At 55.1% G+C, this 15,045-nt stretch carries 15 protein-coding genes; 8 read left to right on the forward strand and 7 right to left on the reverse strand.

The genetic code is table 11. The features are described 5' to 3' along the window. The first annotated feature begins 7 nt into the window (after positions 1 to 7). The 3 genes from AC6I8L_RS18370 (at position 8) to AC6I8L_RS18380 (ending at position 2,176) form a co-directional block, all read left to right on the forward strand. On the forward strand, positions 8 to 1,024 hold the full coding sequence (locus AC6I8L_RS18370) for a hydrolase (protein WP_058960602.1): 1,017 nt from the start codon (positions 8 to 10) through the stop codon (positions 1,022 to 1,024). Between the two features lie 2 nt (positions 1,025 to 1,026). Continuing rightward, positions 1,027 to 1,245: a YheU family protein gene (locus AC6I8L_RS18375; protein ID WP_034820041.1), complete on the forward strand. Its 219-nt coding sequence runs from the start codon at positions 1,027 to 1,029 to the stop codon at positions 1,243 to 1,245. 61 nt (positions 1,246 to 1,306) lie between these two features. Beyond that, positions 1,307 to 2,176 carry a phosphoribulokinase gene (locus AC6I8L_RS18380; RefSeq protein ID WP_034819573.1) on the forward strand — a complete coding sequence of 290 codons (870 nt, stop codon included), beginning with the start codon at positions 1,307 to 1,309 and terminating at the stop codon, positions 2,174 to 2,176. Between the two features lie 43 nt (positions 2,177 to 2,219). Here the strand turns inward: AC6I8L_RS18380 and AC6I8L_RS18385 are convergent, their stop codons facing one another. Further along, positions 2,220 to 2,624 carry an OsmC family protein gene (locus AC6I8L_RS18385; protein ID WP_034819576.1) on the reverse strand — a complete coding sequence of 135 codons (405 nt, stop codon included), beginning with the start codon at positions 2,622 to 2,624 and terminating at the stop codon, positions 2,220 to 2,222. Between the two features lie 303 nt (positions 2,625 to 2,927). On the opposite strand from AC6I8L_RS18385, the gene crp reads away from it, so the two are divergent. Together crp and AC6I8L_RS18395 are read left to right on the forward strand one after the other, a co-directional pair. Beyond that, positions 2,928 to 3,560, forward strand: a complete 633-nt coding sequence (gene crp / locus AC6I8L_RS18390) for a cAMP-activated global transcriptional regulator CRP (protein WP_000242758.1) — start codon at positions 2,928 to 2,930, stop codon at positions 3,558 to 3,560. A 58-nt stretch (positions 3,561 to 3,618) separates the two neighbouring features. Continuing rightward, positions 3,619 to 5,694, forward strand: coding sequence for a YccS/YhfK family putative transporter (locus tag AC6I8L_RS18395; protein ID WP_058960601.1), 2,076 nt, complete (start codon positions 3,619 to 3,621; stop codon positions 5,692 to 5,694). Here the strand turns inward: AC6I8L_RS18395 and argD are convergent, their stop codons facing one another. The 5 genes from argD to ppiA form a co-directional block, all read right to left on the reverse strand. Continuing rightward, entirely contained in the window at positions 5,695 to 6,915 is a 1,221-nt protein-coding gene (argD, locus tag AC6I8L_RS18400; RefSeq protein WP_058960600.1) for a bifunctional acetylornithine/succinyldiaminopimelate transaminase, read from the reverse strand. A gap of 87 nt (positions 6,916 to 7,002) precedes the next feature. Beyond that, positions 7,003 to 7,578 carry an aminodeoxychorismate synthase component II gene (locus AC6I8L_RS18405; protein ID WP_058960599.1) on the reverse strand — a complete coding sequence of 192 codons (576 nt, stop codon included), beginning with the start codon at positions 7,576 to 7,578 and terminating at the stop codon, positions 7,003 to 7,005. Between the two features lie 41 nt (positions 7,579 to 7,619). Further along, positions 7,620 to 8,213, reverse strand: coding sequence for a putative adenosine monophosphate-protein transferase Fic (locus tag AC6I8L_RS18410; protein WP_058960598.1), 594 nt, complete (start codon positions 8,211 to 8,213; stop codon positions 7,620 to 7,622). After that, entirely contained in the window at positions 8,203 to 8,367 is a 165-nt protein-coding gene (locus tag AC6I8L_RS18415) for a YhfG family protein (protein ID WP_072016960.1), read from the reverse strand. The genes AC6I8L_RS18410 and AC6I8L_RS18415 overlap by 11 nt, the downstream gene beginning before the upstream one ends. A 98-nt stretch (positions 8,368 to 8,465) precedes the next feature. After that, a complete protein-coding gene (ppiA, locus tag AC6I8L_RS18420) occupies positions 8,466 to 9,038 on the reverse strand; it encodes a peptidylprolyl isomerase A (RefSeq protein ID WP_058960596.1) in 573 nt (190 codons plus the stop codon). Positions 9,039 to 9,300: 262 nt separating this feature from the next. Here ppiA and tsgA point away from each other — a divergent pair, with 262 nt between their 5' ends. Beyond that, the gene (tsgA, locus tag AC6I8L_RS18425; RefSeq protein ID WP_058960595.1) at positions 9,301 to 10,479 is read left to right on the forward strand and encodes an MFS transporter TsgA; all 1,179 of its coding nucleotides are present in this window, start codon (positions 9,301 to 9,303) and stop codon (positions 10,477 to 10,479) included. Positions 10,480 to 10,571: 92 nt separating this feature from the next. Here tsgA and AC6I8L_RS18430 read toward each other — a convergent pair whose 3' ends face one another. After that, positions 10,572 to 11,855 carry a cytosine deaminase gene (locus tag AC6I8L_RS18430; RefSeq protein WP_058960594.1) on the reverse strand — a complete coding sequence of 428 codons (1,284 nt, stop codon included), beginning with the start codon at positions 11,853 to 11,855 and terminating at the stop codon, positions 10,572 to 10,574. A 297-nt stretch (positions 11,856 to 12,152) separates the two neighbouring features. On the opposite strand from AC6I8L_RS18430, the gene nirB reads away from it, so the two are divergent. Both nirB and nirD read left to right on the forward strand, forming a co-directional pair. Further along, positions 12,153 to 14,693, forward strand: a complete 2,541-nt coding sequence (gene nirB, locus AC6I8L_RS18435; RefSeq protein ID WP_058960623.1) for a nitrite reductase large subunit NirB — start codon at positions 12,153 to 12,155, stop codon at positions 14,691 to 14,693. After that, complete coding sequence (gene nirD, locus AC6I8L_RS18440; RefSeq protein WP_058960593.1) at positions 14,690 to 15,016, forward strand: nitrite reductase small subunit NirD; 327 nt, start codon at positions 14,690 to 14,692, stop codon at positions 15,014 to 15,016. Before nirB ends, nirD begins: the two co-directional genes overlap by 4 nt. Positions 15,017 to 15,045: the final 29 nt, after the last annotated feature.

Raw genomic sequence — 15,045 nt, forward strand, 5'->3', positions numbered from 1 at the left:
GCGAGTTATGCATCAGACAAGCCTTTACCCAAGCTATTTTGATCGCCTGAACGGCGAGCGATTTACACCGCTGCGCGGATTCAGTAACGCGCATCTGCAAACCCTGCTGCCGCGCATACTGCGTCGGCGCGTAACCCTGCGTCCGCACTGGCAGCGACTTGACCTGCCGGACGGTGATTTTGTCGATCTCGCGTGGAGCGAAGATCCAGCACAGGCGCGTCACAAACCGCGCATGGTGATGTTCCATGGCCTGGAAGGCAGCTTCCGTAGCCCGTATGCGCATGGCCTGATGCAGGCGTGTCAGGCGCGTGGCTGGCTGGCGGTGGTGATGCACTTTCGTGGATGCAGCGGCGAGCCGAATCGTCTGGAGCGCATCTATCATTCCGGTGAAACCGAAGATGCGACCTTTTTCCTGCACTGGTTGCAGCGCGAATGGGGCACGGTGCCGACTGCAGCAGTGGGCGTTTCACTCGGTGGCAATATGCTGGCCTATTTATTGGGCATGCACGGGAATGATGTGCCTGTGGATGCCGCCGTCGCCATCTCGGCACCCTTTGCGCTCGAACCCTGTAGTGAAAAGCTCGATGCTGGCTTTTCTCGTTTCTATCAGCACTATTTACTGACCAAGCTGAAACAGAACGCTACGCGTAAACTGCTGGCCTGGCCCGGCACACTACCGGTGGAACTGAGCCAGTTGCGCGCATTTCGCCGCATTCGTGAGTTTGATGATGCGATTACCGCACGGGCGCACGGTTTTCTGGATGCCAACGACTATTATCAACGTGCCAGCGCTATGCCGCTGCTCACGGGCGTGCGCAAGCCGCTGCTGATCATCCATGCCAAAGACGATCCCTTTATGACCGATGCAGTAATCCCGCAGCCGGCGCAACTGTCGCCTTCCATTGAATATCAGCTGACACAACAAGGCGGGCACGTTGGCTTTGTTGGCGGTACGTTAATGAAGCCGAAAATGTGGCTGGAACAGCGTGTGCCTGACTGGCTTTCAACCTATCTGGATGTGTGATCGTGATTATTCCCTGGCAAGAACTTGAAGTCGCAACACTGGAAAACCTGATTGAAACTTTCGTGCTGCGCGAGGGAACCGACTATGGTGAGCAGGAGCGCAGCCTGGAACAAAAAGTCGCCGACGTGCGCCGCCAGCTGGAGCGCGGAGACGTTGTGCTGGTGTGGTCGGAACTGCATGAATCCGTCAACATTATGCCGAAAGGCGAGTTTCGCGGTTAATGCACCGCGCAGTAATTCGTGGTAACAATGCTCATCGCCCGACTTCACAGGGAGTTCTGTTATGTCAGCCAGGCATCCAATCATTGCCGTGACCGGTTCCAGCGGTGCCGGTACCACGACCACCAGCCTCGCCTTCCGTAAGATTTTCCAGCAGCTGAATCTGCATGCTGCGGAAGTGGAAGGTGACAGTTTTCACCGTTATACCCGTCCAGAAATGGATATGGCGATCCGTAAGGCACGCGATCTGGGCCGTCATATTAGCTACTTCGGTCCGGAAGCCAATGACTTCGGGCTGCTGGAACAGACGTTTAAGCATTACGGAAAAACCGGGCTGGGTGAGTCGCGCAAATATCTGCACACCTACGACGAAGCGGTGCCGTGGAATCAGGTGCCGGGCACCTTTACGCCCTGGCAGCCGCTGCCGGAAAACACTGACGTGCTGTTCTATGAAGGATTACACGGTGGCGTGGTTACACAGCAGCACAACGTCGCCGAGCATGTCGATTTGCTGGTCGGCGTGGTGCCGATTGTCAATCTGGAGTGGATTCAAAAGCTGGTGCGCGACACCAGCGAGCGCGGCCATTCCCGTGAAGCGGTGATGGATTCAGTGGTGCGTTCAATGGAGGATTATATCAACTTCATCACGCCGCAGTTCTCGCGCACCCACATCAACTTCCAGCGTGTACCTACGGTGGATACGTCAAACCCATTTGCCGCACGTGAAATTCCCTCACTCGATGAAAGCTTTGTGGTGATTCACTTCCGTGGACTGGAAGGCATTGCTTACCCTTACCTGCTGGCGATGATCCAGGGCTCGTTCATTTCGCATATGAACACGCTGGTGGTGCCGGGCGGCAAAATGGGGCTGGCAATGGAGTTAATCATGACGCCACTGGTGCAGCGGCTGATTGAAGGTAAACGGATTGAATAATCCAGAAATTCTGTAGCGGCGGCCGTTTGGCCGCCCACTTATGTTATCGCTCAATCACTTCGTAACTGTGCGTCATTTTCACACTATTGCCGAGCATGATCGCCACCGAGCAATACTTCTCCGCCGACAGATCGACGGCCCGCGCCACCGCTTTATCGCTTAGCGCTGTGCCGCTAACGATAAAATGCAGGTTGATTTGCGTAAAAATACGTGGCGCTTCTTCCCGGCGCTCGGAGGTGAGTTTCACCTCGCAGTCAGCCACATCATTTCGGCCTTTTTGCAGGATCGATACCACGTCAATCGCGCTACAGCCGCCTGCTGCCATCAAAACCATCTCCATCGGGCTTGGCGCTTTGTCACCCGAGTTACCGTCCATTAATACCTGATGGCCTGATGAGGATTCTCCGAGAAAGGTCAGCCCTTCCACCCATTTCACTCGTGCCTGCATTATTCTTTCTCCTGAAGTGGCGGTTTTGCCGCCAGAGTACGCTTTCACTTGATAAACAGCAATCCAGACTCTTCCGCCTGTTGCTGAAGCGAGACAACAGAAGACAGCTTGCAAAAGCTGTGCTACAAACAGTGCTGAAAATATTTTCGTCATCACAGACGAAGGCGGGAAGAATCAAAAGCGTAGCTTAAGAATCACCCGGAAATAATTTTCCTTTACTGGAAACGCTCGACGATTACACCGCCTGACAGGGAAAACTGCCCCCTGTGTTTTGGGCACGATTACAACAGAGGATAATAGCGAATGGTTCTCGGCAAACCGCAAACAGACCCTACACTCGAATGGTTCCTGTCCCATTGCCATATTCACAAATATCCGTCCAAAAGCACGCTCATCCATCAGGGTGAGAAAGCGGAAACGCTGTACTACATCGTGAAAGGTTCCGTTGCGGTTCTGATCAAAGATGAAGAAGGCAAAGAGATGATCCTCTCCTACCTCAATCAGGGAGACTTCATCGGCGAACTCGGCCTGTTTGAAGAAGGCCAGGAACGTAGTGCCTGGGTACGTGCTAAGACTGCCTGCGAAGTGGCTGAAATTTCCTACAAAAAATTCCGTCAGCTGATTCAGGTAAACCCGGATATTTTAATGCGACTTTCGTCGCAAATGGCGCGTCGTCTGCAAGTCACCTCCGAGAAAGTGGGCAACCTTGCCTTCCTCGATGTGACGGGCCGTATTGCGCAAACACTGCTTAATCTGGCGAAACAACCCGATGCGATGACGCACCCCGACGGGATGCAAATCAAAATCACACGTCAGGAGATTGGTCAGATCGTGGGTTGCTCACGCGAAACCGTGGGTCGTATCCTGAAAATGCTGGAAGATCAGAACCTGATCTCCGCACACGGTAAAACCATCGTCGTCTACGGCACCCGCTAATTTCTTATCACCCACGGCGTGATGGCAACATCGCGCCGTTTTTGTTTGCGATGAGCTGATGTGGCGCCGAATCATCTATCATCCTGAGGTCAACTACGCACTGCGGCAAACGCTGGTGCTGTGCCTGCCTGTGGCACTAGGCTGGCTGTTTGGCGATCTGCAAAAAGGCCTGCTGTTCTCCTTAGTGCCTGCCTGCTGCAACATGGCGGGTCTCGATACCCCGCATAAACGCTTCTTTAAACGCCTGATTGTCGGCGGCTCCCTGTTTGCCACCGCCAGTTTTCTGATCCAATTTCTCACCAGTGACGCCATTCCGTTACCGCTGATCCTGTTTGTGCTGCCGCTGCTGATAGGCGTGACCGGCGAAATCAGCCCGCTGCACGGTCGCTTGTTGCCCGCCACACTGATTGCCGCCATCTTTAGCCTCAGCCTGGTAGGACGCATGCCCATGTGGGTGCCGCCGCTGCTGTATATCGGCGGCACGCTATGGTATGGCCTGTTTAACTGGTTCTGGTTCTGGCTGTGGAAAGAGCAGCCGATGCGCGAAACGCTCAGTCTGCTGTATCGGGAACTGGCGGATTACTGCGATGCCAAGTACACCTTGCTGACGCAGCTCACCGATCCGGAAAAAGCGCTGCCGCCGCTGCTGGCGCGTCAGCAAAAAGCCGTTGACCTGATCACCACCTGCTATCAGCAGATGCACATGCTCTCTGCCAGCCGCGATAACAGCCACAAGCGCCTGACGCGGGCTTTCCAGGTGGCGCTTGATTTGCAGGAGCACATCTCGGTGAGCCTGCACCAGCCGGAAGAAGTGCAAAAGCTGGTCGAGCAGAGTCACGCCGAAGCGGTGATCCGCTGGAATGCCAAAACCATCTCTGCGCGTCTGCGCCTGTTGGCCGATGCCATTCTCTATCATCAATTGCCCGATCGCTTCCACATGGAAAAGCAGCTCGGCGCGCTGGAAAAAATTGCGCGCCAGCATCCCGACAATCCGGTGGGCAACTTCTGCTATTACCATTTCAGCCGCATCGCCCGCGTGCTGCGCACCCAGAAACCTTTATACACCCGTGACCTGATGGCCGATCGCCAGCGCCGTTTGCCGCTGTTCCCGGCGCTGCGCAGCTATCTTTCGCTCAAGTCCGCTGCATTGCGCACCGCGGCTCGTATTTCGGTGATGCTGATGTTCGGCAGTGCGCTGGCGCTGTTCTTTAATATTCCCAAGCCTTACTGGATTCTGATGACCATCATGTTTGTCAGCCAGAATGGCTACAGCGCCACACGAGTGCGTATCCAGCACCGTGCGCTGGGGACCTTTGCCGGATTGCTGATCGCCGCAGGATCGCTACGGCTCGAAGTGCCCGAATCGATCACCCTGCTGTTTATGCCGGCCATCACCCTCGCCAGCTATCTGGTCACGCGCAAGTATTACGGCTGGTCGATGATTGGCTTCACCGTGACGGCGGTGTATTCGCTCCAGCTGTTGTCGCTGAACGGGGCGCAGTTCCTGCTGCCGCGCATGATGGATACCCTGATGGGCTGCCTGATCGCCTTTGCCGGTATGATCTGGCTGTGGCCACAGTGGCAGAGCGGATTACTGCGCAGCAACGCGCATGATGCGCTGGAGGCTTATCAGGAAGCCTTGCGGATGTTGCTGGGGCCGGAGCAATCTCCTGAAAAGCTGGCTTACCAGCGCATGAAGGTCAATCAGGCGCACAATGCACTGTTCAACTCACTGAATCAGGCATCGAGCGAACCGGGCTTCAACGCGCAGTACCTGAAAGATATGCGCATGTGGGTCACCCACAGCCAGTTCATTGTGGAGCATATTAACGCGATGACGATCCTGGCGCGTGAGCACACCATGCTGACGCCGAAGCTGGCGGAACGCTATCTGCAATCCTGTGAAATTGCGCTGCAGCGCTGTCAGCAGCGACTGGCGTATGACGGGCCAGGCAATGACAGCAATATTCTGGAAGCGCCGGAGAATATGAATGAAGGGCCGGTAACGATTGTCGAGCAGCATGTGAAGCGCATCCTGCAACACCTGAATGTGATGCACACCATCTCTTCACTGGCCTGGAGCCAGCGACCACATCACGGCCGCTGGCTGAAAGTTTTACGTCCGAAAGGATGATTACGCCGCCAGCACTTTCTCAATCGCTTGGGCGAAACGCGCCATCCCTTCTTCGATGTCAGTCGGCTCGATCACCAGTGACGGCACAAAACGAATCACATCAGTGCCTGCGGTCAGAACCATCAACCCTTCTGCTGCCGAGGCATTGAGGATATCGCGCGCTTTACTGGCGTGCTGTGGCTTCAGCGCTGCGCCAATCAGCAAACCTTTGCCGCGAATCTCACTGAAAAGATCATATTTGCTGTCAATCGCCTGCAGTGCCTCAACGAACTGCTGACGACGAGCTTCCACGCCACCCAGCACTTCTGGGGTGTTGATGATGTCCAGAGCCGTTTCAGCAATCGCACAGGCCAGCGGGTTGCCGCCGTAAGTGGTGCCGTGCACGCCGGGCGCCATCACTGAGGCGATTTCATTGGTGGTCAGCATCGCACTCACCGGGAATCCGCCGCCCAGCGCTTTGGCGGTGGTGATGATGTCTGGCTTGATGCCGTAATGTTCGTAGCTGAACAGCTTACCGCTACGACCCATGCCGCTCTGCACTTCATCCAGCACCAGCAGCGCTTTATGCTCATAGCACAGTGCACGCAGGCCCTGCATGAACTCTTGAGTTGCCGCCACCACGCCGCCTTCGCCCTGAATCGGCTCGACAACAATCGCGCAGGTATGATCATCAATCACCGCTTTTACCGCATCCAGATCGTTAAACGGTACATGGACGATATCTGCCGGCTTTGGACCAAAGCCGTCGGAGTATTTAGGCTGGCCGCCAACGGAAACGGTAAACAAGGTACGACCGTGGAACGCGTTGTGGAAGGCGATGATTTTGCTTTTGAACGGGCTGTGTTTTTTGCAGGCGTAATAACGCGCCAGCTTAAAAGCAGCTTCGTTAGCTTCCGCGCCGGAGTTGCCAAAGAAAACGCGATCGGCAAAGGTCGCTGCAATCAATTTGCTCGCCAGACGCAGCGCCGGTTCGTTGGTGAACACGTTGCTGGTGTGCCACAGGGTTTCGCCCTGCGTTTTCAGCGTTTCCACCAGCGCCGGGTGGCAATGGCCTAAAGCAGTCACCGCGATACCGCCGGAGAAGTCGATATACTCTTTGCCCAGCTGATCCCAGACTCGGCTGCCCTTGCCTTTTACCGGCACGAACTGCGCTGGTGCATAAACAGGCAAAATCACGTTATCGAACGTTTCCCGGGTTACCGCTAGTTTTTCCGCTGCCATTGCCGACCTCATTGGGTTATTTATTGAGCTGAAGTGAAATTATAATCACAAAATATGCATAAAAAATCACACGAAGGCAAACATAAGTTACGCGTTGAGGAAATTAGCCAATAGCTGATGGCCCTGCTCGCTGAGGATGCTCTCAGGATGGAACTGCACCCCTTCTAAGGGCAGCGTACGGTGGCGGAAGCCCATGATCTCATCGGGCTCGCCATCACGCAGGCTCCAGGCCGTGACTTCGAATTCTGCGGGCAGCGTATCGCGCGCCACAATCAGTGAATGATAGCGCGTGACGGTGAGCGGATTATTAAGGTTGCGAAATACGCCTTGATGGGTGTGCTGGATAACAGAGGTTTTGCCGTGCATCACCCGACGAGCCCGCACCACTTGCGCGCCATAGGCTTGCGCAATTGCCTGATGGCCGAGGCAAACACCGAGAATCGGTAAGCGACCGGCAAAATGGCGGATGGCATCCAGAGACACACCGGACTGATCCGGCGTGCAGGGACCGGGTGAAATCACCAGATGCGTCAGTGGCAACGCATCCATCTGCGCCAGCGTGATGGCATCGTTACGCACCACGCGCACTTCTGCGCCCAGCTCACAGAAGTACTGGTAGAGATTCCAGGTGAAGGAGTCGTAGTTATCAATTAACAGCAGCATAGTGCCCTCAGGCCAGTCAAACCGCCGCTATTCTACGCATTTTACCGTGCGGGACTCACCACTTTCGCAAACTGTGTCGTCAGCGGTGCCAGATCGCCCGACACACCAGCAAACAACGCGGTACGCCACGTTTCTCGTTCCAGCTTATCCCACGTCAACAGGTAACCGGCGTGCAGCGCCAGCTGTTCAAAGAAAATGCGCTGCGTGCGGCCATTGCCCGCGCGGAACGGGTGCAATACGAAGATCTCACAATAATAATGTGCCAGCCGCGCGACAAACTCATCCTGCGTCAGGTTTGTCAGTTGTTGTTCATCTTCCAGCGCGCTCATCAGCGCATTGCCCTCTTTCTCGATGTATTCGCAATGGCAATAGGGTGTCTCATCACGCCAGATATCGATGCTGCGTAACTCCCCTGCCCAACTGTAGAGATCCTGAAACAGCGTGCGATGAATATGGCATAACCAGGGCATACCGGTGCTGCGCGGGCCGAGTTCCAGTGTCGCCAGGCGTGCAGCGCTAAACGCCAGCTCCGCTTTACGCAACTGCGCTTCGTCATGAATATCGAGACGATTTTTCAACACCGTGTCGTTGTGCCAGACATAAGGGTCGCGCACGGCCAGACTGTTATCCGCCATATTGCCTCCTTAGTGACTCAAGTCGCTCTTCATGCTGCTCAGCGCTGATATCGCTGAGTACGTAGCCGGCAAGACGGCAACTGGCCTGATAACTGGCCATGCGGCGCTGTTGCCACAGGGTGGCTTTCTGTTTTTCGGTGAGTTGGCTGGTCATTGCGCCTCCGACAAGCAATTTGCCCTAAGTATAAGAGCTAATTTTAGCTTTGCCGGAGAGCAGCAGAACGCGCCGACGAGTGCCGGCGCGTTAATTCATTAAGGCATGACTTTCGCAGACAGGATAACAATCGGTTTTGACGGCACATTTTGGTACGGGCCGACATCTTTGGTTGGCACCTGAGCAATCTTATCGATCACATCCTGGCCTTTCACAACTTTACCAAATACCGCATAACCGAAGTCGCGTTGACCGTGATCGAGGAAGGCGTTATCCGCGACGTTGAGGAAGAACTGGCTAGTCGCACTATCTTTATCTGCAGTACGCGCCATAGAGATGGTGCCACGCAGGTTACGCAAACCGTTGTCGGCTTCGTTCTTGATCGGTGCCACGGTCTGCTTCTGCTGCATATCCGTGGTGAAACCGCCGCCCTGGATCATAAAACCCGGGATCACACGGTGGAAGATCGTATTGTTGTAGAAACCGTTGTTGACGTAGTCGACAAAGTTTTTCACCGAAACCGGGGCTTTCTGGTTGTTCAGTTCGAGTTCGATATTGCCCGCAGAGGTGGTGAGCAGCACATGGGTATCCCCTTTGGCTGCCAGAGCGGTAGCGGATACAGAAGAGAGCGCTAACAGGGCGACTGCCGCTGTCAAAGTACGTTTAAACATGAAAGATTCCTTACCATGGAGTGCAAGCTCAAAAACGAGATCGATTGTAAAGAGCAAGTTATACAAGAGCCAGCGTTTTACCGATATTTACGCTGATGTTGCGATTGTCATACTTTTTGAGGTGCGCAATCATTTGCGTGACGAAAATCACACTATTAATGAAATATTTCGCGCTCGTTACACTCGTTGTTTATTAAGATCACAGTTGCATTTACAATTCATGACACTTTTTGCCAATCCCGGCGCATCACAGGTTCAGAACATGACAAACCGTAATCGCATTGGCCTTACCTGGATCAGCTTTTTCTCCTACGCGCTCACCGGCGCGCTGGTGATCGTTACCGGTATGGTACTGGATAATATTGCCCAATACTTCCAGTTGCCCATCTCAGAAATGAGCAACACTTTCACCTTCCTGAATGCCGGTATCCTGGTCGCGGTATTCCTTAACGCCTGGCTGATGGTGATTGTGCCGTTGAAACGCCAGCTGATTTTTGGCTTTGTGCTGATGATCCTCGCGGTGGCAGGCCTGATGACCAGCCATAACCTGACCGTCTTCTCGCTGTGCATGTTTGTGCTCGGTGTGGTCAGCGGTATCACCATGTCGATCGGTACCTTCCTGATTACCCATCTGTACGATGGTCGCCAGCGTGGCTCGCGCCTGCTGTTCACCGACTCCTTCTTCAGCATGGCCGGTACCATTTTCCCGATCATCGCTGGCGTACTGCTGGCGCGCATGCTGCCGTGGTACTGGGTATACGCCTGCATCGGGGTGATTTACATCGCGATCTTTGTCCTGACGCTGATGGTGGAATTCCCGGAACTGAAAAGCGAAGCAGCCGTGCAAGGCGGCGAGAAAGAGAAATGGGGCATCGGCGTGTTGTTCCTGTCTATCGCGGCGCTGTGCTACATCCTCGGTCAATTGGGCTTTATCTCCTGGGTGCCAGAGTACGCCACCAAATCGATGGGCATGGATATTGCGGCGGCTGGTCAGCTCGTCGGTAACTTCTGGACCGCGTACATGGTCGGCATGTGGGTGTTCAGCTTACTGCTGCGCTTCTTCGATCTGCAGCGCATCCTGATGGTATTGGCGGCTCTGGCGACCGGGTTAATGTACTGGTTTGTCACCACCAACGACGCCAGCATGCTGCACTGGATCATCATGATTCTCGGCTTCAGCTCCAGCGCTATCTACACCACCATCATTACGCTGGGCTCGCTGCAAACCAAAGTCTCTTCGCCGAAGCTGGTGAACTTTATCCTCACCTGCGGCACCGTCGGCACCATGCTGACCTTTGTGGTTACCGGCCCAATTGTGGCGAAAGGCGGCGCACATGCAGCACTCTCTACCGCTAATGGCTTGTATGCCGTGGTGTTTTTGATGTGCGTGCTGCTGGGCTTTGTGACTAAACATCGCCAGCACGGCCATATTACGCACTAATCGGTGACGTGCAGGGGTGAACGTTCACCTCTGTTGCCTGGTGCAGTAGCAAGAGAGTGCGCAGTGATGCGCACTCTTTTTTTATGCAGCGACTATCGTCGGAATGACACCGCTTCCGCCTCACCCAAATAGATTTCACTGCTCGCGGGCTGCGTTGCCGCCACCACGCTTCCCTGCCGTATTGAATAGCGCACAGGCACTTGTCTGCGCACCGCATCAAAGCCACTTTCAGCCGGCAGAATAATCAGACTGGCATGGTCACCTACCGCCAGACCGTAATCCTTCAATTGCATCGTCTTCGCGCTGTTAGTGGTGATCAGGCTCAGGCCATTGTCGATCTGCTCGTAGCCCATCAACTGACAGACATGTAATCCCATATGCAGCACCTGTAGCATGCTGGCGGTGCCGAGCGGATACCAGGGATCAAACACATCATCATGGCCAAAGCAGACGTTAATATCGGCTTCCAGCAACTCCTTCACCCGTGTGATACCACGGCGTTTGGGATAGCTGTCAAAACGCCCCTGCAGGTGAATGTTCACCAGTGGGTTAGCGACAAAATTAATCTTTGAAAGCTTGAGCAAGCGGAATAAGCGCGAGGTGTAGGCGTTGTTGTAGGAGTGCATCGCCGTGGTGTGGCTGGCGGTAACACGTTCGCCATTGCCATCACGATGTGCCAGTGCCGCCACGGTTTCGACAAAGCGCGATTGTTCATCATCGATCTCATCACAGTGCACATCCACCATGCGGTCATAACGGTTGGCGAGCGCGAAGGTTTTATGCAGTGATTCAACGCCATACTCGCGTGTGAACTCGAAGTGCGGGATGGCGCCTACCACATCGGCGCCGAGACGCAATGCCTCTTCCAGCAGCGCTTCACCATTTGGATAGGAGAGAATCCCCTCCTGCGGAAACGCCACGATTTGAATATCGATCCATGGCGCCATTTCCGCCTTTACTTCCAGCATGGCTTTCAGCGCGGTGAGAGTAGGATCGGAAACATCAACATGGGTACGCACATGCTGAATACCGTTGGCAATTTGCCACTTCAGCGTCTGCTGTGCGCGCTGTTTGACATCGTCATGGCTGAGCAGCGCCTTGCGCTCCGCCCAGCGTTCAATACCTTCAAACAGCGTGCCGGACTGATTCCAGGCAGGCTGCCCGGCGGTTTGCGTGGTGTCGAGATGGATATGCGGTTCGATAAAGGGGGCACTTGCCAGCCCTCCTTCGGCATCCAGCGCATCATCCTGCTGCGTGATTTGCGGTGGCTGGGGGCGTAATGCCGTTATTTTGCCGCCGTTGATTTCCATCTGCCACAGACCCTGCTGGCCGGCCAGACGCAGGTTGTTGATCCACTTTAGTGTGCGATTCGCCATGCCTTCCTCCCGTTTTAAGCCACAGGTTAAGCTAGCATGAAAATCTTTCCGTCTGTGCCATAGGTTTTTAGTCTGCCAAAATGACCATGCAAAAAAGCCCTCAGCTCAGTTTGTAGCAGCGACACTGATGGCAACCGATGCTGCACAATATCCAATCAAATAAGCCACTTATCATTTTCGTTCAAAATCAATTACATACCTCTAAATAGGTATATAGCCGTGCGCTTGATGTGCATCAATAAGCGCCTGATATTGCGCGCTATCGTAAGCGCAGATACCGCAATTTTTGAGGCAAGCATGAGCAAGCACAGTGTCGTGATTATTGGCAACGGCATGGTCGGCCACCGCTTTATAGAAGAACTGATCGATAAAGCCGAGCCCGGCCAATTCGCCATTACCGTCTTTTGTGAAGAACCGCGCGTCGCCTATGACCGTGTCCACCTTTCCGCCTACTTCTCCCATCACACCGCTGAAGAGCTGTCACTGGTTCGCCCCGGCTATTACGAAAAACATCAGGTCAACCTGCTGATCGGTGAACGGGCGATCACGCTCAACCGCGACGAAAAACTGATTCACTCTGATACCGGTCGCGCGGTGCACTATGACACGCTGATTTTTGCCACCGGTTCTTATCCATGGATACCGCCAATCAAAGGCGCTGAAGGCAGCGACTGCTTTGTCTATCGCACCATCGAAGATCTTAACGCCATTGAAGCCTGTGCGCGCCGAACAAAACGTGGTGCGGTGATAGGTGGCGGATTGCTCGGCCTGGAAGCCGCGGGCGCGCTCAAAAATCTCGGTATCGAAACTCACGTTATTGAATTTGCACCGGGATTAATGGCCGAACAGCTGGATGTGCAAGGCGGCGAGCAGTTGCGTCGTAAGATCGAGCAGATGGGCGTGCTGGTGCATACCGGCAAAAACACCCAGCAGATTGTGCATCACGCCAAAGGCGGTAAGACGCTGGAATTCGCCGATGGCAGTTCGCTGGATGTCGATTTCATCGTGTTCTCCACTGGCATTCGTCCACAAGACAAGCTGGCAAAACAGTGTGGTCTGGAAATCGGCCAGCGTGGCGGTATCGCCATTAACGACCGCTGCCAAACCAGTGATGCCGCGATTTATGCCGTCGGTGAATGTGCGGCCTGGCAGAACCGGCTGTTCGGCTTAGTCGCGCCGGGCTACAAAATGGCACAGGTCGCCAGCGATGCGTTGCTGGGACGCGACAGTGCCTTTTCCGGTGCCGATATGAGCGCCAAACTTAAGTTGCTGGGCGTGGATGTCGGTGGTATCGGCGATGCGCATGGCCGCACGCCGGGCGCGCGCAGCTATATGTGGCTCGACGAACAAAAACACATCTACAAACGCCTGATCGTCAGTGAAGACAATCGCACGCTGCTCGGCGCGGTACTGGTCGGTGACACCAGTGATTACGGCAATCTGCTGCAGCTGGCGCTGAACAACATCGCACTGCCCGACAATCCCGAAGGTTTGATTCTGCCCGCAGGCAGCGGCGAGAAGCCGGTATTGGGAGTCGATTCCCTGCCGGATAGCGCGCAGATCTGCTCCTGTTTCGATGTCAGCAAAGGCGATATCGTCAACGCGGTGCAAGGCGGTTGCCACACCGTGGCGATGCTGAAAAGCGAAACCCGAGCTGGCACCGGCTGCGGCGGCTGCATTCCGCTGATCACTCAGGTGCTCAACGCGGAACTGAGCCGTCAGGGTATCGAAGTCAACAATCACCTGTGCGAGCACTTCCCCTATTCACGCCAGGAGCTGTATCACCTGATTCGTGTCGAAGAGATCACCTCCTTCGATGCGCTGCTGGCGAAATATGGCCAGGGTTATGGCTGTGAAGTGTGTAAACCCACCGTCGGTTCGCTGCTGGCCTCGTGCTGGAACGACTATGTGCTCAAGCCACAACTCGCACCACTTCAGGACAGTAACGATCTGTTCCTTGGCAATATTCAGAAAGATGGCACCTACTCGGTGATCCCACGCTCGCCCGGCGGTGAAATCACGCCAGAAGGGTTGATGACGATTGGAGCGGTGGCACGTGAATTTAATCTTTACACCAAGATCACCGGCTCGCAGCGTATCGGCCTGTTCGGTGCTCAGCGCGACGATCTGCCTGCCATCTGGTCGCAGCTGATTGATGCCGGATTTGAGACCGGCCAGGCGTATGCCAAAGCGTTGCGCATGGCAAAAACCTGCGTGGGCAGCACCTGGTGTCGCTATGGCGTCGGCGATAGCCTCGGCTTCGGTATCGAGCTCGAGAACCGCTACAAAGGCATTCGTACACCGCACAAAATGAAGTTTGGCGTCTCGGGCTGCACGCGCGAATGTGCGGAGGCACAGGGCAAAGATGTCGGCATCATCGCGACGGAAAAAGGCTGGAATCTGTACGTATGCGGCAACGGCGGCATGAAGCCACGTCACGCCGATCTGCTGGCGGCGGATCTGGATCGCGACACTCTGCTCATGTACCTCGACCGCTTCATGATGTTCTATATCCGCACCGGTGACCGATTGCAGCGTACCTCGCTGTGGCTGGAAAGTATGGAGGGCGGTATCAACTATCTGCGCAGCGTGATTGTCGATGACAAACTCAGCCTCAACGCGCAGCTGGAAGCTGAACTGGCGCGCCTGCGGGCTGAAGTCGAGTGCGAATGGGCTGCAACGGTGAACGATCCCCGGCAGCACATCCACTTCAGCACCTTCATCAACAGCGATCAGCGCGATCCGCTGGTGCAGCACGTAGCCCAGCGCGATCAGCACCGTCCGGCAAGTCCTGCCGAGCGCATCGCCATCACCCAGATTGAGGAGATCGACGCATGAGCCAGTGGCATTCCGTGTGTGAACTCGAACAAATCCTGCCTGCCACCGGCGTCTGCGCGTTGGTAAAAGGCCAGCAGATTGCCATCTTCCGTCCGCATGATGATGAGCAACTCTATGCGCTGAGTAACATCGATCCTTTCTCCGCAGCCAGCGTGCTGTCACGCGGCCTGATTGCCGAACATCAGCACACGCTGTGGGTCGCCAGCCCACTGAAAAAACAGTGCTTCCGTTTAAGCGACGGCGTCTGCCTGGAAGATGCCGCCCGTTCCGTGGCGAGCTATCCGGTGCGCGTTACTGCGGGCCAGGTCGAAGTGTGCGCCTGACAGAATTCTTTTACTTTATGAGACGTCAC

It is taken from the genome of Type-E symbiont of Plautia stali, assembly GCF_059731115.1.